The 20,088-nt window shown below is 57.5% G+C and carries 17 protein-coding genes; 9 read left to right on the plus strand and 8 right to left on the minus strand.

Annotation, left to right across the window (positions count from 1 at the left end; all coding sequences use genetic code 11):
• Positions 1-93 precede the first annotated feature (93 nt).
• Entirely contained in the window at positions 94-1,800 is a 1,707-nt protein-coding gene (locus tag GOV91_RS11145; protein ID WP_171235555.1) for a peptide ABC transporter substrate-binding protein, read from the minus strand.
• A gap of 284 nt (positions 1,801-2,084) precedes the next feature.
• On the opposite strand from GOV91_RS11145, the gene GOV91_RS11150 reads away from it, so the two are divergent.
• The 5 genes from GOV91_RS11150 to GOV91_RS11170 are packed head-to-tail and all read left to right on the plus strand — an operon-like array spanning position 2,085 to position 8,647.
• On the plus strand, positions 2,085-3,905 hold the full coding sequence (locus tag GOV91_RS11150) for an ABC transporter ATP-binding protein (protein ID WP_171175217.1): 1,821 nt from the start codon (positions 2,085-2,087) through the stop codon (positions 3,903-3,905).
• Between the two features lie 5 nt (positions 3,906-3,910).
• Positions 3,911-5,077, plus strand: coding sequence for an acetylornithine deacetylase (gene argE, locus GOV91_RS11155; protein WP_171235556.1), 1,167 nt, complete (start codon positions 3,911-3,913; stop codon positions 5,075-5,077).
• A gap of 43 nt (positions 5,078-5,120) precedes the next feature.
• Positions 5,121-6,287, plus strand: a complete 1,167-nt coding sequence (locus GOV91_RS11160; RefSeq protein ID WP_171235557.1) for a M20 aminoacylase family protein — start codon at positions 5,121-5,123, stop codon at positions 6,285-6,287.
• 15 nt (positions 6,288-6,302) lie between these two features.
• Complete coding sequence (locus tag GOV91_RS11165) at positions 6,303-7,466, plus strand: M20 aminoacylase family protein (protein ID WP_171175211.1); 1,164 nt, start codon at positions 6,303-6,305, stop codon at positions 7,464-7,466.
• 17 nt (positions 7,467-7,483) lie between these two features.
• The gene (locus tag GOV91_RS11170; protein ID WP_171175209.1) at positions 7,484-8,647 is read left to right on the plus strand and encodes a M20 aminoacylase family protein; all 1,164 of its coding nucleotides are present in this window, start codon (positions 7,484-7,486) and stop codon (positions 8,645-8,647) included.
• Positions 8,648-8,689: 42 nt separating this feature from the next.
• Here GOV91_RS11170 and GOV91_RS11175 read toward each other — a convergent pair whose 3' ends face one another.
• Positions 8,690-10,012 (minus strand): 3-deoxy-D-manno-octulosonic acid transferase, encoded by a 1,323-nt coding sequence (locus tag GOV91_RS11175; protein ID WP_171235558.1) that lies wholly within the window; start codon positions 10,010-10,012, stop codon positions 8,690-8,692.
• A gap of 1 nt (position 10,013) precedes the next feature.
• Entirely contained in the window at positions 10,014-11,021 is a 1,008-nt protein-coding gene (gene moaA / locus GOV91_RS11180) for a GTP 3',8-cyclase MoaA (protein WP_171235605.1), read from the minus strand.
• A 91-nt stretch (positions 11,022-11,112) separates the two neighbouring features.
• On the opposite strand from moaA, the gene GOV91_RS11185 reads away from it, so the two are divergent.
• Positions 11,113-11,544 carry a hypothetical protein gene (locus tag GOV91_RS11185; RefSeq protein ID WP_171235559.1) on the plus strand — a complete coding sequence of 144 codons (432 nt, stop codon included), beginning with the start codon at positions 11,113-11,115 and terminating at the stop codon, positions 11,542-11,544.
• Here GOV91_RS11185 and GOV91_RS11190 read toward each other — a convergent pair.
• From GOV91_RS11190 to glmU, 4 genes are read right to left on the minus strand one after another with little or no spacing between them, the layout of a single operon-like run.
• Complete coding sequence (locus GOV91_RS11190; protein WP_171175204.1) at positions 11,532-12,221, minus strand: DNA alkylation repair protein; 690 nt, start codon at positions 12,219-12,221, stop codon at positions 11,532-11,534. The two genes, GOV91_RS11185 and GOV91_RS11190, sit on opposite strands and share 13 nt — an antisense overlap.
• Entirely contained in the window at positions 12,218-12,787 is a 570-nt protein-coding gene (locus tag GOV91_RS11195; protein ID WP_171235560.1) for a GNAT family N-acetyltransferase, read from the minus strand. Before GOV91_RS11195 ends, GOV91_RS11190 begins: the two co-directional genes overlap by 4 nt.
• Positions 12,784-14,607 carry a glutamine--fructose-6-phosphate transaminase (isomerizing) gene (gene glmS, locus GOV91_RS11200; RefSeq protein WP_171175200.1) on the minus strand — a complete coding sequence of 608 codons (1,824 nt, stop codon included), beginning with the start codon at positions 14,605-14,607 and terminating at the stop codon, positions 12,784-12,786. Before glmS ends, GOV91_RS11195 begins: the two co-directional genes overlap by 4 nt.
• A gap of 3 nt (positions 14,608-14,610) precedes the next feature.
• A complete protein-coding gene (glmU, locus tag GOV91_RS11205) occupies positions 14,611-15,963 on the minus strand; it encodes a bifunctional UDP-N-acetylglucosamine diphosphorylase/glucosamine-1-phosphate N-acetyltransferase GlmU (RefSeq protein WP_171235561.1) in 1,353 nt (450 codons plus the stop codon).
• Between the two features lie 134 nt (positions 15,964-16,097).
• Here glmU and GOV91_RS11210 point away from each other — a divergent pair, with 134 nt between their 5' ends.
• The 3 genes from GOV91_RS11210 to GOV91_RS11220 all read left to right on the plus strand — a co-directional run bounded on the left by GOV91_RS11210 (position 16,098) and on the right by GOV91_RS11220 (position 19,321).
• Positions 16,098-16,769, plus strand: a complete 672-nt coding sequence (locus GOV91_RS11210) for an HAD-IA family hydrolase (RefSeq protein ID WP_171235562.1) — start codon at positions 16,098-16,100, stop codon at positions 16,767-16,769.
• 39 nt (positions 16,770-16,808) lie between these two features.
• A complete protein-coding gene (locus tag GOV91_RS11215; protein WP_171235563.1) occupies positions 16,809-17,999 on the plus strand; it encodes a DegT/DnrJ/EryC1/StrS aminotransferase family protein in 1,191 nt (396 codons plus the stop codon).
• A gap of 158 nt (positions 18,000-18,157) precedes the next feature.
• Positions 18,158-19,321, plus strand: a complete 1,164-nt coding sequence (locus tag GOV91_RS11220) for an isovaleryl-CoA dehydrogenase (RefSeq protein ID WP_171235564.1) — start codon at positions 18,158-18,160, stop codon at positions 19,319-19,321.
• Positions 19,322-19,371: 50 nt separating this feature from the next.
• On the opposite strand, the gene GOV91_RS11225 is transcribed toward GOV91_RS11220, so the two are convergent.
• Entirely contained in the window at positions 19,372-19,974 is a 603-nt protein-coding gene (locus tag GOV91_RS11225; RefSeq protein WP_171175189.1) for an OmpW family protein, read from the minus strand.
• Between the last annotated feature and the right edge of the window lie 114 nt (positions 19,975-20,088).

A 20,088-nucleotide genomic window follows, 5' to 3' on the forward strand; every position in this document is an offset into this window, starting at 1 on the left:
AAGAGGCGCCTTTATATGCGTCTTCTTGTTGGGGTGGTGTGCAAATGACCGCGCCCCGATAACGACCGGGGCGCGGCTTTGCAAGATCAGTGCTTAGGAGCCGGTTTTGCGGTACCAGTCCGCAATGTTCCACAGCTCGCTGTCCCAAACGTTCAGGACAACGCCACCCAAGGTGTTCGCGTGCGCCGACAGACGACCACGGTGGACCAGCGGGATCATACCACCATTCTGAACCATGATGTCGTTCAGCTGCTTCGCGATCTCGGCGCGAGCTTCCAGACCAGCGGTCTCGGCCAGTTTGGCGTGCAGCGCGTCAAACTCTTCGTTGCAGAAGCGGGAGATGTTTTCACCCTGCCACTGGCTTTCCGGCTTCGGTGCTTTGTCGCACAGGCCGTTGCCCAGGTAAGACTGCGGGTCAGTGCCGTTGAAGGTGTTGGCGTACATCTCAACGTCAGCATAGAACTTCTGGAAGGTGTCAGGCGAACCCGGGTCACCACCAAAGAAGACCGACGCGTTGATGTTGCGCAGCTCGGTTTCGATGCCGATTTGGCTCCACCATTCTTTAATCAGCGCCTGGAAGTCCTGACGGACAGCGTTGGTCGAGGTTTGGTAAACCACTTTCAGCGGAACGCCGTCTTTCTCGCGAATGCCGTCTCCGTTGGTGTCAACGATTCCGGCCTCGTCCAGCAGCGCATTTGCGCCTGCGATATCCTGCGTGTCACAGGTCATCGAAGTCGAGTTGAAGGCCGCAGGGGCGGGAACCCAGTTACAGGTCACCTTACCGGCCTGCCCATATCCGATCTCAACCAGCAGCGGACGGTCGATGGCCATGGACATGGCTTTGTAGACCGCCGGATCCTGCAGGAACGGGTGCGGATGAGCAGCCGTTGAACGCTCGCCTTCCGGCAGGTCGGGCGATGGGTTGGTCTGGTTCAGCATGATACGCTCGACCAGCGGGCCAAAGCCTGCAACCGGGGTACCTTTGCCGCCTTCCTGCATCTGCGCGATCACTTCGGGCGCCAGTTGAAGGTTCCAAGCGTAGTCGAATTCACCCGTTTCCATGACAGCACGACCAGCGGCCGTTGCATCGCCACCGCCCTTGAAGGTCACGCTCGCAAAGGCAGGTTTTGCCGGGTCACGATAATTGTCGTTGGCTGCGAAAGTGATGACGTCGTTCGGTTTGAACTCGGTTACAACAAACGGGCCGGTTCCGATCGGGTTAAAGTTCTGGTCGGTGCATTCGGGGGCTTTCGCGCCAAGGCAGTCCGCGAACTGAGCGGCCTGAATGATCGGGCTTTCACCACCCACGAACGGGCCATAGGGGAAGGGGGTCGGCTTGTCGAATGTGACTTTGACGGTCAGGTCATCCACCGCCTCGACCGAGGTGACGCCCTCGAACTTGGTGACCTGCGCGCAGCCGCCTTCGGGATGCATGCAGTAGTCAGCAGTGAATTTCACGTCAGCCGAGGTGAACGGAGAACCGTCCGACCAGGTGATTCCGGGCGCGATCTTCCATGTGATCGATGTCAGGTCTTCGCTGACACCACCATTTTCCACGGTCGGGATTTCCGATGCCAGATAAGGCACCATGTTGCCGTCTTGGTCGTAACGCGCGAGCGGCTCAATCACCAATGAGGCTGATTCCACATCTTTCGTACCACCGGATAGAAACGGGTTCAGGATCGACGGCGCTTGCCAATAAATGATGCTGACATTGCCGTCCGATCCGCGCTCGGCAAAGGCCATCGGAGCCATTGCCGTGCTCGCAATCGCACCAAGCAAAAGGGTTTTGATTTTCATAATTTACTCCCGAATTGGACACGTTTGTGTCTCGATTATTTCCGCAATGCCTGCGGACTTGGCGTTGCTGCCTTGGGGCAAGGTTTTGATCGGTAACGATAATAGCGCTAACGTTTTGAAGCGCGCTCTCTCCCCAAAGCAGTTACGTGGGGTATCGAAACAGAACTTAAGAAAAATGCAAGTGGTGCCGTCGCGAAAATGTGTATTGCGTTTGACTTTTCCCGGTAGCCCGCCGTAGCGTTCGGCACTCAGAACAAAAATGACAACGTCAGGGGAGCGTGCGCGTGCTGGATCAGCCTATTGCACAGATCAAAAAACTGCGGGTGGAATTTCAGACCAAGGATGGCCCTGTCGTCGGCGTCGAGGACGTCTCGTTCGAGGTCAATCCGGGCGAAACCGTTTGTATCGTTGGCGAATCGGGCTCTGGAAAGTCGGTATCATCGCTGTCTCTGATGCGGTTGGTTGAATTCGGCGGGGGCGAGATTGCAGGCGGCCAGCTGCTGTTTGATCGGCGTGATGGCGAAGAGATGGACCTGTCCAAAGCCGACCAGGATCTGATGAAACAGATTCGCGGAAACGAGATCGGGATGATCTTTCAGGAGCCGATGACCGCCCTGAACCCCGTTTTCACTGTCGGTCGCCAGTTGACTGAAGGGTTGCGAATCCACAAGGACATGTCGAAATCCCAGGCCGAAGAACGGGCCTTGGAACTGTTGCGCCAGGTACGGATCCCTGAACCCGAGCGCCGTTTGCAGCAGTATCCGCACGAGCTGTCGGGAGGTATGCGTCAGCGTGTTGTCATTGCGATGGCCATGGCGTGCGAACCGCGTCTGTTGATCGCGGATGAACCAACGACGGCCTTGGACGTGACCATTCAGGCCGAGATTTTGGCTTTGATGGACCGTCTCAAGCGGGAAACCGGCACAGCAGTGATGTTCATCACCCATGACATGGCAGTCGTTGCCCAGATGGCCGACCGAGTGGTGGTCATGTTCCGCGGCAACAAGGTCGAAGAGGGCACTGTTAAAGAGATTTTCGAAAACCCGCAGCATGACTATACCAAGGCCCTTCTGGCCGCGGTGCCAAAGCTGGGTGAGATGCGCGGGAAATCCGCGCCTGAACCTATGAAACTGTTGGGTGTGGAAGGACAAAACATTGCCCCCATCCCCGGCACGGAAGATGTACTGCTGACCGTCAAGAATCTGACGACGCGTTTTCCGGTCAAGGGTGGGTTGTTGCGGCGCACGATTTCGAACGTCCACGCAGTTGAAGACGTCTCATTCACGCTGAACAAAGGTCAAACACTCAGCCTTGTGGGCGAATCCGGTTGTGGCAAGTCCTCGGCTGGGCGCTCGATCCTGCGACTGGTTGAGCCGATGGCGGGTGAGGTCAATCTGGATGGCGTGGACATCATGAAACTGGATCAGTCCGGGCTGCGCAAGGCGCGGTTGGACATGCAGATGATCTTTCAGGATCCCTTCGCGTCGCTGAACCCGCAAATGCAGTTGCTGGATCAGGTGGCTGAACCAATGCGCAACTATGGGGTTGCATCTGGATCAGAACTGCAAGACCGCGTCGCACAGCTGTTCGACAAGGTGCAGCTGCCCCGCAGTTTCATGCGTCGTTTCCCGCATGAAATGTCAGGCGGTCAGCGTCAGCGGATCGCCATTGCACGGGCTCTTGCCCTGAACCCAAAGCTGATTATTGCGGATGAAGCCGTTTCGGCCCTCGACGTGTCGGTGCAGGCACAGGTACTTAACCTAATGATGGAACTGCAATCCGAGCTGGGCCTGTCCTATTTGTTCATCAGCCACGATATGGCTGTGGTTGAACGGGTCAGCCATTATGTTGGGGTCATGTACCTGGGTCGCATCGTCGAACTTGGCCCGCGCGCACGTGTCTTCGAGAACCCGCAGCACGCGTATACTCAGGCATTGATGAAGGCGGTTCCAATTGCAGATCCGAACAAGCGGAAGTCCGAAAAGGACCTGAATTTCAAACCGATTCCGTCTCCTATTCATCCTGTTGGCCACAAGCCTGAACCTTCGCATTATCAAGAGGTTGAGCCGGGTCACTTCATCCTAACGACGGATAGCGGATACTAATACCAATGGCAAAACGCCTGACGCCGCTTGAGATCATGACCAAGCTGATCTCTTTCCCGACCGTAAGCCGTGAAACCAATCTGCCGCTGGTGGATTGGGTTGAGGAATATCTTCAAAGCCACGGAATCGAACCGCATCGGTGGCCGGACCCGGACCAACCGCACAAGGCCGCGATTTTTGCGCAGGTGGGTCCGAACGAAGAAGGCGCGGTGGTTTTATCCGGTCACACCGATGTTGTGCCAGTGGATGGGCAACCGTGGGATACGGACCCTTTCACCGTGATCGAGAAAGACGGTAAGTATTTCGGCCGGGGCACCTGCGACATGAAGGGCTTCGATGCGCTGGCCATTTGGGCCCTTGTCGAGGCACATCACGCTGGGGTCAAGCGGCCATTGCAGCTTGCGCTCAGCTTTGATGAAGAGGTCGGCTGCACTGGTGCGCCGCCCATGATCGAAGCGATGCAGGAAGTTCTGCCCAAAGGATCCGCCGTGATCGTGGGTGAACCATCCATGATGCAGGCCGTGACGGGGCACAAAGGTGGTTTCGGCTTTGACACCCACATCACGGGATTCGAAGTTCATAGCTCGATCATGCACACAGGCGTCAATGCGATCATGGAGGCCGCGCCTCTGATCGATTGGGCGAACCAACAGAATGCTAAGAACATGGCTGCAGAACCCACCCCGGTTGCCGCGGTGTTTGATCCGCCGTGGACAACATGTCATGTCGGTATGATCGAAGGTGGCACAGCCCACAACATTACGGCCAAGGATTGCCGGTTTATGATGGATTTCCGAACCGTGCCGGATGAATCCAAGGCGCAATGGCAGGATGCGTATTTTCAACAGGTCCGCGCGATTGAGGCCAGGATGCAAGCAGTGCACCCGGACGCCCGTATTGAGCTGTCTGAAAACTTCTCGATTCCAGGGCTTGTGCCTGAACAGGACGGTGAGGCAGAAACTCTGGTGCGTGCCTTGACCGGCGACAATGCCAGCCATGTTGTCAGCTACGGAACCGAGGCGGGCCAGTTTCAGGAAGCTGGTTATTCGGCAGTTATTTGTGGCCCCGGCGATATTGCGCAGGCGCATCAGCCGAACGAGTTCATCTCGGTTGCGCAGTTCGAAGCCGGTCACAAATTCATGCAGCGCTTGGTTGAAAAGCTGAGCACTTGATCAGACGTAAAGCGGCGACGGCAGCCGAGAGGGAGATCTTAAGATGCCCGTTAAAAACAGACTTGCGGAAATGCATGGCGAGATTACCAAGTGGCGCCGACACCTGCACGCCCATCCCGAGCTGATGTATGACGTCCACGAAACTGCAGCATTTGTTGCGGACCGCCTGAAAGAGTTTGGCGTTGACGAAATTACACCCGGCATCGGCAAAACCGGTGTTGTTGGGGTGATCAAGGGGCGTTCGGACACACAGGGGCGCGTCATCGGATTGCGGGCTGACATGGATGCGCTCCCGATTGAAGAGGCAACGGGGCTGGAGTATGCCTCAACTGTTTCGGGCAAGATGCATGCTTGCGGGCACGACGGGCATACGTCAATGCTGCTGGGGGCGGCGCAATATCTGGCCGAGACGCGCAATTTCGACGGCACCGTGGTTCTGATCTTTCAGCCAGCCGAAGAAGGCGGTGCAGGTGGATTGGCCATGTGTCAGGACGGGCTGATGGACCGCTGGGGTATTCAGGAAGTTTACGGAATGCACAACATGCCCGGTCTTCCTGTGGGTGAGTTTGCCATTCGGCCCGGTGCGCTGCTGGCCTCATCCGATGAGTTCAAAATTACCGTAACCGGCAAAGGCGGGCACGCTGCCGCACCTCATGACGCTGTGGATACGACGCTTGTGGCTTCACATATCGTTGTTGCCTTGCAATCCGTGGTCTCGCGCACGGTTGACCCGATCAAACGCGTTGTGTTGACAGTTGGAACCTTTGAAACGGACAGTGTAGCGTCAAACGTGATTGCGCATACCGTGCGTCTACAGGGAACCGTCCGAACGCTGGATCCTGAATACCGCGCAATCGCGGAAGAGCGGGTGCGCCGGATTGCCGTGGATACGGCGTCGGCCTTTGGAGCCAAGGCCGAGGTCGATTGGAAGCCGGGATACCCTGTGACAGTGAACTCTGAGGCTGAAACAACATACGCGGCCGAAGCGGCGGCGGCTGTCGCGGGCAAGATCAATGACGGCACGGACCCGATCATGCCGTCCGAAGATTTCGCCTATATGCTTGAAGAACGGCCCGGAGCCTACATCTTTATCGGGAACGGGGACACGGCCATGTGCCATCACCCGGAGTATAATTTTGATGACGCCGCAATTCCCGCCGGCTGCAGTTGGTTTGCCGAGCTTGTGGAACGACGATTGCCCGTCGCTTAAATCTGGGAGAATGACATGCCGATCAAAAACCGCCTTGCAGAGATGCACGATGAAATCACAGGTTGGCGGCGTGACATTCACCAACATCCGGAAATTCTGTATGACACCCACCGCACCAGCGCGTTGGTCGCCGAAAAGCTGAAAGAATTTGGCTGTGATGAGGTTGTCACCGGTATTGGCCGTACCGGTGTGGTTGGCGTTATTCGCGGCAAAAGCGACACGCAGGGCCGCGTGATCGGGCTGCGCGCGGACATGGATGCCCTGCCGATGCAAGAACAAACCGGGCTGGAATATGCCTCGAATACCCCGGGCGCGATGCATGCCTGCGGCCACGATGGGCATACTGCTATGGTCTTGGGGGCAGCGAAATACCTGTCTGAGACGCGCAATTTTGATGGAACGGCGGTCGTAATCTTCCAGCCTGCCGAGGAAGGCGGTAATGGGGCTGAAGCCATGTGTAAGGACGGTCTGATGGACCGGTTCGGCATTCAAGAAGTCTATGCGATGCACAACGTACCTGGTGTTCCAACCGGGCAGTTTGCCATTCGCTCTGGCCCGTTGCTGGCTGCGGCGGACGAGTTTGACATCCACCTCGAAGGGCGGGGCGGTCACGCGGCAAAACCGCATGAGACAGTTGATACCACTGTGATGTTGTCGCAATTGATCGTGGCGTTGCAAACGATTGTGTCGCGCAACGCGGACCCGATCCTGCAAGCCGTGCTGTCTGTTACTTCGGTCGAGACGTCGTCAAAAGCGTTCAACGTGATTCCGCAATCGGCACAGATACGCGGCACGGTCCGGACACATTCCAATGAGATGCGGGACCTGATCGAACAGCGCCTGAAAGAGGTCGCGAAGGGGATCGCCGCGACATTCGGCGGATCTGTGAATGTCGAGTATACGCGCGGTGTACCCGTGACGATCAATGCTGAAACACAGACCGGATATGCCGAGGAAGCCGCCGTTTCGGTGGGAGGCAGCTGTATCGAAGCGCCGATGGTGATGGGCGGTGAGGATTTCTCGTTCATGCTTGAAGAACGACCCGGAGCCTTCATTGTGCTGGGCAACGGTGACAGCGCCGGGTTGCACCACCCTGAATACAACTTCAACGACGAGATTATCCCAATCGGATGCTCGTGGTTTGCAGAAATGGTCGAGCGCCGGATGCCGGCTGCTTGAATTAGGAGAGAGAAGATATGCCAGTTAAAAACCGCTTTGCCGAATTGCAGGATGAGATCACAGCATGGCGACGGGATCTGCACGAGAACCCGGAAATCCTGTTTGAAACCCACCGCACCAGCGCAGTTGTGGCCGAAAAGTTGAAAGAGTTCGGTTGTGATGACGTCGTCACAGGAATTGGGCGCACAGGTGTTGTGGGCGTAATCAAGGGGAAGTCGGACAGCAAAGGCAAAGTGATTGGCTTGCGCGCGGATATGGATGCGCTGCCGATCCACGAGGCGACCGGGCTGGATTATGCCTCAAAGACGCCGGGGGCCATGCATGCCTGTGGCCACGATGGACATACAGCGATGTTGCTGGGCGCGGCGAAATACCTGTCTGAAACCCGTAATTTCGATGGCACCGTTGTTGTGATTTTCCAGCCCGCCGAAGAAGGCGGCGGCGGTGGTCGTGAGATGTGCGAAGACGGCATGATGGATCGCTGGAACATTCAGGAAGTCTATGGAATGCATAACTGGCCGGGGCAGCCTGTCGGCAAGTTCGCGATCCGTCCGGGCTCGTTCTTTGCTGCGACCGACCAGTTCGACATCACCTTTGAAGGACGTGGTGGTCACGCGGCCAAGCCACATGAGACGGTCGATACGACCGTCCTGGCCGCGCAGGCGGTTTTGGCGCTGCAAACTATTTCCTCGCGCAATGCGGACCCGATTGATCAGGTGGTTGTGTCTGTGACGTCGTTTGAAACCTCGTCAAAAGCCTTCAACGTGATTCCGCAGACGGTGCAGATCAAAGGAACCGTGCGGACGATGAGCAAGGATATGCGCGATCTGGCAGAAATGCGGATCAACGAGATTTGCAGCGGAGTTGCCGCGACCTTCGGAGGCACCGCAGACGTGACCTATATCCGCGGTTATCCGGTAATGGTGAACAGCGACGAACAGACGGAGTTTGCCGCAGATGTCGCCCGTTCGGTTTCCGGGGATTGCGACGATGCGCCTTTGGTCATGGGGGGCGAGGATTTTGCGTTCATGCTGGAAGAACGTCCTGGCGCATATATCCTGGTGGGTAATGGCGACACGGCCATGGTTCATCACCCGGAATACAATTTCAACGACGAAGCCATTCCGGCTGGATGCAGCTGGTGGGCTGAGATTGTTGAACAAAGAATGCCGGCGGCTTGATGGAGGCGGTGGGGGCTCTGCCCCCACACCCCCGAGGTATTTCTAGCCAGATGAAGAAGGATCCTGTGTGTACAGATTAAGTTCTGAACACAAGGTATTGATGACCGATTCCAAAGCATCTGACTGCGTGTTTACACAAGATTGTGCAGCTTCCTGTGCGACTTGCAGAGCGTTTTGATCTGACAACCAGTGCGCCACGATCTTGGAAAGGTCAGTGGAGTTTTGAACTTCGACAGCGCCACCGGTTGCGATCAGCGGGGAAAATGTTTCGCCAAAGTTGAAATACCCCGGACCAGTAATCACGGCGGCCCCGGCCTGAGCTGGTTCAAAGGGATTGTGACCTCCGATTTCTTTTAGCGAACCGCCAAGAAAAACAATGGGACAAAGCGCGTACCAAGTTCCGGTCTCTCCCAATGTATCTGCCACATAGATCTGGGTGTTTTCCCCGATCGTTTCGTTATTGGAGCGGAAAGATGCCGTCATCCCAGCGTCATTGATCAGCGTGGCGATATCGCCTCGGCGTTCGGGGTGGCGCGGTATCAAGAGTAAGAGCAGGTCGGGCCACCGCTCGAGCAAGGTCTTGTGTGCGGCGAGAATAATTTTTTCTTCGCCTGCGTGGGTCGAGCTTGCGATCCAGACGGGGCGGTTTGCGATCTGTGTCTGGATGTCTTGCAAAGTGCCTTGATCCACGGGCAACGGATCAGACATTGCTTTGAGGTTGGTGCCCGGAAGTACGCGGTCCGGCGCTGCGCCAATGTCGACCAGATTGGTTGCCGTTTTGTCATTCTGGGTCAGGAACAGGCTGAATCTGGACAAGATGAAGCGTGCGGTGTCCGGGCGTTTTTTCCAGCCTTTTACGGATTTTTCAGACAATCGTGCGTTCAAGAGCGCGAGTGGTAAATTCCGTTGATGACTCTCCACGATCAGGCGAGGCCAGATTTCGCTTTCGACAAATACGCCCGCATCCGGACTCCAATGATCGAGGAAGCGTTTCACCGGACCTGCAGTATCCAGCGGCGGATATTGATGACGTGTTCGTGGAGGCAGGCGTTTGGCAATCAGGGCAGCTGATGTGGGTGTGCCAGAGGTGATGAGGAACGCGGCATCCGGCAGACGTTCTGCCAGCCGATTGATCAGGCTGAGAACTGAAAGGCTTTCGCCAACGCTGGCGGCGTGAAACCAGATCAGACGACCGCTGGGTCGGGGAAGGCTGGCGTAGCCAAGTCTTTCCCTCTGACGGTTTTCGGGTACATCTGCGGCGCGCAGCTTCTTGCGCACGGTAAGCCAAGCCAAGGGTTGGGCCATAGCAGTGAAGCCGCAGTACAACCGGTACAGCAGCGTCGGGCGGTCGTTTGCGCCGGGCATGTCAGCCGCCTGTGTGGCTCATGTGGCGGCTCATCTGGCCATCAACAGCCTGACGGGAATAGTCGAAATCGTGACCTTTGGGCTTTAGGTTGATCGCGGCGCGGATCGCGTCTTCCAGAGATTTTTCGCTGTCCGGGTGATCGCGCAACGGGGCGCGCAGATCAGCCATATCTTCCTGTCCCAGACACATATAAAGCTCACCGGTGCAGGTCAGGCGCACGCGGTTGCAGCTTTCGCAAAAGTTATGAGACAGCGGTGTGATGAACCCGATCTTTTGGCCTGTTTCCTCAAGGCGCACATAGCGGGCGGGGCCACCGGTGCGTTCGGCCAGATCGGTGACGGTATAGTGGTTTTCGTATTCCTTACGCACGTCCTTGAGCGACCAATATTGATCCAGACGGTCTTCGTTGCCGATGTCGCCCATGGGCATGACCTCGATCCAGGTCAGGTCCATGTCGCGTTCGGCGCACCACTCGGTGATTTTTGGCAGTTCGGGTTCGTTGAAACCTTTCAACGCGACCGCGTTGATCTTGATCCGCAAGCCTGCTTTTTGCGCAGCGTCGATGCCGTTCAGGACTTGTTTCAAGCGCCCCCAGCGCGTGACTTTGGCGAATTTGTCATCGTCCAACGTATCCAGAGAGACATTCACCCGCCGCACACCTGCGGCATAGAGGTCCTCTGAGAAGCGATGCAATTGCGAACCGTTTGTGGTCAGTGTGAGTTCTTTCAGCGCGCCGCTGTCCAAGTGACGGGTCATTGCGTTGAAAAAGGTCATGATATTGCGGCGGACCAAGGGCTCTCCGCCCGTGATGCGCAGTTTCTCCACACCCATCTTCACAAAGGTCGAACACATCCGATCCAGCTCTTCCAGCGTTAGCAGGTCTTTCTTGGGGAGAAAGGTCATGTTCTCGGACATGCAATACACGCAGCGAAAATCGCAGCGGTCCGTGACTGAAACGCGGAGATATGTGATGGCGCGGGCAAACGGGTCGATAAGCGGAGCTGTCATGGCGTAATAGGTAAAGCCGGAACCGGGTCCCGACAAGGGTGAACTGTGCTTTGCGCTGGTACAGATGCGCGCAGGGCTGTAGGATTTGGGCATGAAGAAAATGCTTTTGTTACTGTGCGTGCTGGTCGCTGGCTGCGACGCGGTCCGGTCCACGACTGACCGCGTTTTCGGAAGAGACGATGCGCCTGCGCAGACCGTTACCGAAACGGAGTCCACGACATCGGTTTCAGAAGAAGTGTTGGAGCCCGAGCCTGTATCTGCGCGCCCCACCTGGGCCGGGGCAAAAACCAGTATCGCCGGGCTGGGTGATCCAACCACGCCCGGGCGATGGATGCAGACACCTTTGGTCAAAAGCGAGGTAACGGCGCGCGTTGTGGTGCCAAGAACCGGGGCGCAGGCTTACATCACTCTGGTTCCGATCCCGGGCCCAGCCAGCGGTGGCAGCCGGTTGTCGCTGGACGCCATGCGGGCTTTGTTGGTGCCGCTGGATGAACTGGTCGAGGTCGAGGTCTACGCCAACTGATCCTTCAGGTATTTGCCAGCTTCACGGCGGGCAAATGGCTTCATCGCGTTGCCGTATTCTTCCAGAAATGCAATCACGCGATCTGGGTCATGTTTGGACAGCTCACGCAGCCACCAAGCTATGGACTTCTGAATGAACCAGTCGCGATCCGGGACATATCCGGCAGCCCAGCTTAGAATACGGTCGCGGCGCAGTATGTCTTCGGGCTTGGGGTGGTTCTGCTTGGTCCAAGGCAGGGTCGCAACCATCGCCGCGCGGCGGGTCCACATGTGGTTGGATTGGGTCCAGCCTTCAACCTCTTCCAACCGTTCGGGGCTGGCCGTCAGGCGCTTTTGCATCGCCACGCTGGCATGATCGGCAATGGCCCAGGCGTCGAAATCCGGCAACCAACTTTGCAGCAAGGCCCAAACTTCTTGGTCGGGGCGGATACGGGCTTGGGTCAGCAGTTTGGCCGCTGCAATCCGGCCTTCGTGAATATTGGTTTGCCACAGTGCGCCAGCGAGGTCGACGCGTTTGAATACGTCCAGCTCTTGCCGCCACGCTTTGGTCAAGTCGTTGAGCACTGGGTTTCCAACGCCCAGATATGGGCGGTCGGTCTTGTGATAGGCCGCCATCTGCTGGGCGCGTTCGGGGTCGGCATGGGCCTGCAGCGCGGCCAGCGCTTCGTCCATTGTCATTGTTCCAGCTTATGGAGCAGATGCGCGTGCACTGTAGGCCATTCCGCGGCAACGATCGAATATACTGCCGTGTCGCGCAGCGTGCCGTTGGACATCACCATATGGGCCCGAAGGATGCCATCCAGCTGCGCGCCGAGCCGCTCTATGGCCCGTCGCGACTGAAAGTTCATCCGATGGGTTCGGAACTCGACCGCATTGCAAGAAAGATCCTCGAAGGCGTGGCGCAGCATCAAGAACTTCGCTTCGGTGTTCAGCGGGGTGCGCTGGACAGCGCGCCCGATCCAGGTCGACCCGATTTCGACACGCCGGTTGACCTCATCCGTGTTCATGAAGGTGGTCATGCCCACCGGAGTGCGGTCGGGGGTCATCACGGTAAAGGGCTGCATGTCGTGCAACCCGATGCGGCGGGTAATTTCAGCCTCCATCCCTTTGACAGTAGGAATAGAGGTATACCAAAGTTGTCCCAAATCTGCCGCCGAAGCCTTCAGCGCTTCGGCATGTGCAATATTCAGCGGCTCCAGCCGAACGTGATCTCCGGCAAGGGTGACAGGGGCAGGCCAGGTCATTCCACTGTGACCGACTTGGCCAGATTGCGAGGTTGATCCACGTCTGTGCCTTTGGCAACGGCCGTGTGATAGGCAAGCAGTTGCGCGGGAACGGAATACAGAATAGGCGCAAGGCTGCTGTGAACGTGGGGCATTCGGATGGTGCTCCAAACACCGTCACCAGCTTCCGTTATACCGTCATCATCTGACACCAGGATCACTTTGCCTTTTCGGGCCATCACTTCCTGCATGTTCGACACGGTCTTGTCGAAGACAGTGTCACGCGGGGCCATGACCACCACGGGCATATGTTTGTCGATCAGGGCAATGGGCCCATGTTTCAGCTCACCCGATGCATAACCTTCGGCGTGGATATAGCTGATTTCCTTGAGCTTCAGCGCGCCTTCCATTGCAAGCGGATACATCAGGCCACGGCCCAGAAACAGCACATCGCGGGCTTCAGACAACCTTTGGGCGGCTTTACGGATCGCCCGGTTCTGATCCAGCGCCGCGTTCAAAATAGTCGGTAATCCACGCAGTGCCGCAGCATGATCGGCGATTTCTTCATCGGTCAACGTGCCCCGGTCAGCAGCAGCCTTGAGTGCCAGCATCAGCAGTACACTGAGCTGACAGGTAAAGGCCTTTGTCGAGGCAACGCCGATTTCAACACCTGCATGAATCGGCAGGGCAATATCGCTTTCGCGGGCAATCGAGCTTTCCGGCACGTTTACAACCGAAACAATCTTGTCAGCTTTACCTTCGCAATAGCGCAATGCGGCCAGCGTATCGGCGGTTTCTCCTGACTGGCTGACGAACAGCGCCAGGGTGCGCCCGGTGATCGGAGGCTCGCGGTAACGGAACTCGCTGGCGATATCGACCTCGACCGGCATCTTGGCCAGTTGTTCGAACCAGTATTTCGCGGTCAGACAGGCGTAAAACGCCGTGCCGCAGGCCACCATGGTCAGACGGTCCAGCTTGGTGAAATCCAGCTCGGTGTCCGGCAGCACAACGCGGTCACCGCCGGTGGGCAAGTAAGATCGGATAGCCTCGGCCACGACGATGGGCTGTTCGGCAATTTCCTTGGCCATGAAGTGCTTGTGCTCGCCCTTGTCAGCGCGTGCGTGATCCAGCTTGATCTTGCGCTTTTCACGGTTGGCTAGCTCACCGGCCTCATTGCGGATTTCCAAAGAGGTGCGGGTCAGAACCGCGCGGTCTCCTTCTTCAAGATACGTGATCTGATTGGTCAATGGCGCTAAGGCAATGGCGTCAGACCCGACATACATCTCACCATCCCCGTGGCCGATGGCCAGCGGCGACCCCTTGCGGGCAGCAACGATCAGGTCGTCCTCTCCGTCGAACAAAAACGCCAACGCAAAAGCGCCTTCGAGTTGATCGATCGTTTTGAATGCGGCTTCAACCGGCGACATGCCCGAGTTGAGGTGATGCTCGGTCATCAAGGCAACGGTTTCGGTATCCGTTTCGGTCTGAAAATCGACGCCATGCTGGGCCAGTTCGGCCCTTAGGTCGCGGTAGTTTTCGACGATGCCGTTATGAACCACGGCCACAGGACCTGCTTTGTGCGGATGCGCGTTGTTGACCGAGGGCGCGCCGTGTGTGGCCCAACGGGTATGACCGATACCGGACTTTCCGGGCAGCGGCTCGTGCACCAACAGGTCGCTGAGGTTGACCAGCTTGCCGACCGCGCGCCTGCGGCCCAGCGCGCCATCATTCACAGTAGCAATTCCGGCACTGTCATAGCCGCGATATTCCAGCCGTTTCAGGGCCTCTACCAGAATAGGGGCCGCCTCGTGCTGCCCCAAAACACCTACAATTCCACACATATCTCAGGCCTCTTTATCGCGGCGAGCCTTCTTCGCCTTTAACATATCAAACAATTTACGCGCATATCCGGGCTTGTTTTCCTGCTTGGCGCGAGCCACAGCCAACGCGTCAGGTTCCACATTCTTGGTCACGACAGTGCCCGTTGCTGTCATTCCGCCGTCGCCTACGGTTACGGGGGCGACAAGCATGGTGTTCGACCCGATAAACACGTTCTCACCAATGGTGGTCTTGTGCTTCATCACGCCGTCATAGTTGCAGGTGATTGTTCCTGCGCCGATATTTGTTGCAGCACCCACAGTCGCATCGCCGATATAGCTGAGGTGGTTGACCTTGGCACCTTCGGCGATTTCAGCGTTCTTGATTTCGACGAAGTTTCCAACCCGCGTGTTTTCCGCCAACTCGGCGCCGGGGCGCAAACGGGCATAGGGCCCAATGATCGCGCCGCGACTGACATGGCACCCTTCCAGATGCGAAAACGCCCGGATCGTCGCGCCGCTTTCAACCGTGACGCCGGGACCAAACACCACATTGGGTTCGATCACTGTATCGCGCCCGATCACAGTGTCAGCGGCCAGATACACCGTCTCAGGGGCCATCAAGGTGACACCCATGTCTAAAAGCTCAGCACGTGCGCGGGCCTGGTACACGGCATCCGCGGCGGCAAGATCCGTGCGCGAGTTCACCCCCAGTGTCTGGGACTCGTCACAGGCGACGGCGGTCACGTTCAAACCACGGTTGCGGGCAATTTCCACCACGTCAGTCAGGTAGTATTCACCGGAAGCGTTGTCGTTTCCGACAGCATCGATCAGCGAAAACAATAGTTTTGCGCTACAGGCAAGAAGTCCAGAATTACAGAAGGTTAGTGCCCGTTCTTCATCAGTGGCGTCTTTGAATTCGACAATGCATTCCAAGCTGTCGCCTTTCATCACCAACCGACCATAACGTGCGGGGTCGGCAGCTTCGAACCCGAGAATGACCAGATCGTTCTGCGACCGTGCCTCGATCATCCGTTCCAGCGTGTCCGGTTGTAGAAACGGGGTGTCGCCGTAAAGCACCACAACATCGCCCTCAAACTCCTCCAACGCTTGCCGCGCCTGAGCAACTGCGTGAGCGGTGCCTTGTTGTTCTTCCTGAACGGCAATCTGCGCCGCTTCGTCTTCGCCTTGCGCAACCTTTGCCACAGCTTCGGACCCGTGGCCGGTGACAATCACAGTTCGCTCGGGCGACAGAACGGACCCGGCGCGCATCGCGTGGACAAGCATCGGCACTTGGGCGATGGGATGCAGGACTTTGGGAATATCCGAATTCATCCTGGTGCCTTTTCCGGCGGCAAGGATGACAAGGGCAATGCTCATGAAATCGTTTTCTCTTTGTGTTTTGTTGCCGACCGTTTTATCCGCTGAGGGCAAAGGCGCAAGCCGTTCGGCCATCAAACAAGATTGCCGATTGAAACAGGACACGGCGAAAACCTGCCGAATAAGGAGGCGATATGCGCACCGTCATATTCGATTTGGACGGCACATTGGCGGACACGTCAGGCGATTTGCTGGCCGCAGCGAACCATTGTTTTCGCGAAATGGGGCACGGCGATGTGCTGGTCCATGGACAGGATGCTGGTATAGCGCTGCGTGGTGGCCGCATGATGTTGACCCACGGTTTAAAACGCGTGGGTGCCTTTGATGAGAATACGGTCCACGCCTATTACCCGGTTCTGCTTGAAGCCTATGCGCAGGACATCGACACCCACACCAGTTTTTATCCCGGCGCTTTGCAGGCGGTCGAGATGCTGAGCAAGGCGGGGTACGGTGTTGGCATTTGCACCAACAAACCTGAACATCTGGCCGAATTGTTGCTGACCCGCATGGGTGTACGAGACCGCTTTGCCTCATTGGTCGGTGCCGACACGCTGCCGGTGCGCAAACCTGATCCGGCGCCACTCCGCGAAGCTGCGCGTCGCGCCGGGGGCGACCCTGATTGGTGCGTGCTGATCGGAGACTCGGATACAGACCGCAACACCGCCAAAGCCGCAGGGGTTCCATCTGTTTTGGTGACATTCGGACCGTCAGGGGATGACATGGCGGCATTGGAACCCGAAGCCCTGTTGCACCACTTCGACGATTTGCCGGACCTCGTGCCCGATCTGATAGGTGCAGCAGCCTGAAACCTTGACCGGACTCACTCGGAGCCCCAGAAAAAGACCATGACCGAAACATTTACTGGCAATTTCACGCAGCAGGAACCCCTTCCCGAGGACGCGATAGAGGCGGCTCTGGCCGTTCTGCGCCACGGGCGTCTGCATCGCTATAACGTGGCGGCGGGCGAATTGGGGGAAACGGCTCTGCTGGAGCAGGAATTCGCGGCGCAGATGGGAGCAAAATACTGTCTGGCTGTGTCATCTGGCGGATATGCTCTGGCCACCGCCCTTCGCGCGGTTGGAGTTCAGCCCGGTGATCCCGTTCTGACCAACGCCTTCACGTTGGCCCCGGTGCCGGGGTCGATTGCTTCGGTTGGGGGGCGGGCCATCTTTGTGGGCGTGACCGAGAATCTTACCATCGATTTGGATGATCTTGAGCGCAAACTGGATCAGGCGCGCGTGCTTATGCTCAGCCATATGCGGGGCCACCTGTGTGACATGGACCGACTGATGCAGATGTGCGATGCCGCCGGCGTGATCGTGATCGAAGACTGCGCGCATACGATGGGTGCAGCCTGGCGGGGCCAGTTGTCGGGGCGGCAGGGCGCAATCGGCTGTTATTCGTGCCAGACTTACAAGCACGTGAATTCGGGCGAGGGCGGTTTGCTGGTCACCGATGACGAGGAGTTGGCGGCCAAAGCCACAATGCTGTCGGGATCCTACATGCTGTATGAGCGCCATCTGGCTGCGCCGGGGCCCGAGGTGTTCGAGCGGATCAAATACACGACGCCGAATGTCTCTGGCCGGATGGACAATTTGCGTGCTGCAATTCTTCGCCCGCAATTGCGCGATCTGGACCGTCAGGTGGAGCGTTGGAATGAGCGCTATCGCGAGATCGAGACCGGTTTGCGCGGAACGCCGGGCCTGACCATGGTCGAGCGGCCCGAGGAGGAGACCTATGTCGGATCTTCGATACAGTTTCTGCTGCTGGACTGGTCACCCGAGCGGGTTGCTGACGTGATCAGCCGTTGTGCGGCGCGAGGGGTCGAGCTGAAATGGTTCGGAGGGGCCGAGCCAACCGGGTTCACATCACGCTATGACAGTTGGCGTTATTTCGACAGTGAGCGTATGCCAGAAAGTGATCGTGTTCTGGCTGGCGTCATGGACATGCGTGTACCCCTGACGTTTTCACTGGAAGATTGCCAGATGATTGCGCGGATAATCCGGACCGAGGTGGGCGTGGTCTATCAGTCGTAACCATGCGGAGTGCGCCTGCGGCGCACGCTGAATCTTTTGCAACGCCGCCCGTGTTGGGCGGCGTTTTGCGTCGGGGCGCTCACAAAGATTGACCGGGCCTGTATTCGCTGATACTAATTTATTGAACATTTGTTCATTAATGCGGAGGGAGGACGTAGATGTTCATGGCCACGATGAAGTTCGATCTGGGTGAGGATGTGAATGCCCTGCGCGAGATGGTGCATCGCTGGGCGCAGGAGCGGGTCAAGCCTATGGCGGCTGAGATTGACCTGACCAATGCGTTTCCGAACGAGCTGTGGAAAGAGATGGGTGAACTTGGCCTTTTAGGTGTCACTGTGCCCGAAGAATATGGCGGTGCAGGTATGTCCTATCTGGCGCATACGATTGCGGTCGAAGAAGTCGCGCGTGCCTCGGCATCGGTTTCCCTGTCATACGGGGCCCATTCAAACCTCTGCGTGAACCAGATCAAGCTGAACGGCAGTGAGGAGCAGAAGCAGAAATACCTGCCGCGCCTGATCTCGGGCGAGCATGTCGGCGCGCTGGCCATGTCGGAACCGTCAGCTGGATCGGACGTTGTGTCGATGAAGTTGCGGGCGGAGAAGCGGAACGATCATTACCGTCTGAATGGCAATAAATACTGGATCACCAACGGGCCGGACGCGGATACACTGGTGGTCTATGCGAAGACAGATCCGGATGCCGGGTCAAAGGGGATCACGGCCTTTCTGATCGAGAAGGAAATGAAAGGGTTCTCGACCTCACCTCATTTCGACAAGCTGGGGATGCGCGGGTCGAACACTGCTGAACTAATCTTTGAAGACGTTGAAGTGCCGTTCGAGAACGTGTTGGGCGAAGAGGGTAAAGGCGTGGCCGTGCTCATGTCGGGGCTGGACTATGAACGTGTGGTTCTAGCCGGGATCGGCACCGGCATCATGGCCGCCTGTCTGGACGAAGTGATGCCCTATCTGGCCGAGCGCAAACAGTTCGGCAAACCCATCGGAAGCTTCCAGTTGATGCAGGGCAAGATCGCCGACATGTACACGGCGATGAACTCGGCTCGGGCTTATGTTTATGAGGTCGCCAAGGCCTGTGATCGGGGCGACGTGACGCGTCAGGACGCGGCGGCGTGCTGTCTGTATGCCTCGGAACAGGCGATGGTGCAGGCGCATCAGGCGGTTCAGGCGCTGGGCGGGGCCGGGTTCTTGTCGGATTCGCCGGTCAGCCGGATTTTCCGGGATGCCAAGCTGATGGAGATCGGCGCTGGCACTAGCGAGATTCGCCGGATGCTGATCGGCCGTGAAATGATGAGCGAAATGCTCTGAGAAAAGACGCCCCGCAGACGAGGTCACTGCGGGGCGCTTTTGAGATGGGATTAGAATTTATGGACGTAGGAAATGCCGACCAGGAACGGATCGATTTCTGCGGTGCCGATATTGGTACCGTTCAGCGATACGTCCGAGTCGATGTCGAACCAGCGTACATTCAAACGAACTGCGCCGTTATCGCTGACCATGTAGTCCAGACCGGCTTGCAGCGAGACACCGAAGGAGTCATCGACCTTGAGATTGCCCAAAGCGGTCTGTTCATCGAAGAAGATGGTATAGTTCAGACCGGCACCCACATAGGGTTTCCAAGCGCTGTTGGTCGGGAAGTGATAGTTCAACGACAGTGTGGGCGGCAGGTGCTTGACTGTGGCCGCATCAACACCGCCAAGGGCGATGGTGTGTTTGAACGGAGTTGCGGCCAGCAGTTCGATGCCCAGGTTGTCACGGATGAAATATTCAGCGGTGAAGATCGGGCGTGTATCTGCGTCAATCGTCGCAGGTGCGCCAGCGATCGTGCCGTTGTCGGATTTCGGGTCCAGATAGCCGACACCGATGCCGACGGTCCAATCTCCTTGCGATTGGGCGAATGCAGGGGCGGCCATCGCCACAAGGGCGGTGGACAGGGTCAATGCGGCGAGTTTCTTGGTCATATTCTTGCCTTTGGTTCTGTTGATGGGACTGGAGTCGCAGACTGGTGTCCGGGTCGCCCTGATCTGCATCAAATTCCGGTGACTGCTGGACCGGGTGCAATCTGGTTAAGGGTA

Source organism: Ruegeria sp. HKCCA6837 (assembly GCF_013034475.1).
Classification (GTDB): domain Bacteria; phylum Pseudomonadota; class Alphaproteobacteria; order Rhodobacterales; family Rhodobacteraceae; genus Ruegeria.

Excerpts from the sequence above, each read along its gene's own strand:
- GOV91_RS11145 (WP_171235555.1), bottom strand. The coding sequence starts at position 1,800 with ATGAAAATCAAAACCCTTTTGCTTGGTGCGATTGCGAGCACGGCAATG.
- argE (WP_171235556.1), top strand. The coding sequence starts at position 3,911 with ATGGCAAAACGCCTGACGCCGCTTGAGATCATGACCAAGCTGATCTCT.
- GOV91_RS11160 (WP_171235557.1), top strand. The coding sequence starts at position 5,121 with ATGCCCGTTAAAAACAGACTTGCGGAAATGCATGGCGAGATTACCAAG.
- GOV91_RS11165 (WP_171175211.1), top strand. The coding sequence starts at position 6,303 with ATGCCGATCAAAAACCGCCTTGCAGAGATGCACGATGAAATCACAGGT.
- GOV91_RS11170 (WP_171175209.1), top strand. The coding sequence starts at position 7,484 with ATGCCAGTTAAAAACCGCTTTGCCGAATTGCAGGATGAGATCACAGCA.
- GOV91_RS11175 (WP_171235558.1), bottom strand. The coding sequence starts at position 10,012 with ATGCCCGGCGCAAACGACCGCCCGACGCTGCTGTACCGGTTGTACTGC.
- moaA (WP_171235605.1), bottom strand. The coding sequence starts at position 11,021 with ATGACAGCTCCGCTTATCGACCCGTTTGCCCGCGCCATCACATATCTC.
- GOV91_RS11185 (WP_171235559.1), top strand. The coding sequence starts at position 11,113 with ATGAAGAAAATGCTTTTGTTACTGTGCGTGCTGGTCGCTGGCTGCGAC.
- GOV91_RS11190 (WP_171175204.1), bottom strand. The coding sequence starts at position 12,221 with ATGACAATGGACGAAGCGCTGGCCGCGCTGCAGGCCCATGCCGACCCC.
- GOV91_RS11195 (WP_171235560.1), bottom strand. The coding sequence starts at position 12,787 with ATGACCTGGCCTGCCCCTGTCACCCTTGCCGGAGATCACGTTCGGCTG.
- glmS (WP_171175200.1), bottom strand. The coding sequence starts at position 14,607 with ATGTGTGGAATTGTAGGTGTTTTGGGGCAGCACGAGGCGGCCCCTATT.
- glmU (WP_171235561.1), bottom strand. The coding sequence starts at position 15,963 with ATGAGCATTGCCCTTGTCATCCTTGCCGCCGGAAAAGGCACCAGGATG.
- GOV91_RS11210 (WP_171235562.1), top strand. The coding sequence starts at position 16,098 with ATGCGCACCGTCATATTCGATTTGGACGGCACATTGGCGGACACGTCA.
- GOV91_RS11215 (WP_171235563.1), top strand. The coding sequence starts at position 16,809 with ATGACCGAAACATTTACTGGCAATTTCACGCAGCAGGAACCCCTTCCC.
- GOV91_RS11220 (WP_171235564.1), top strand. The coding sequence starts at position 18,158 with ATGTTCATGGCCACGATGAAGTTCGATCTGGGTGAGGATGTGAATGCC.
- GOV91_RS11225 (WP_171175189.1), bottom strand. The coding sequence starts at position 19,974 with ATGACCAAGAAACTCGCCGCATTGACCCTGTCCACCGCCCTTGTGGCG.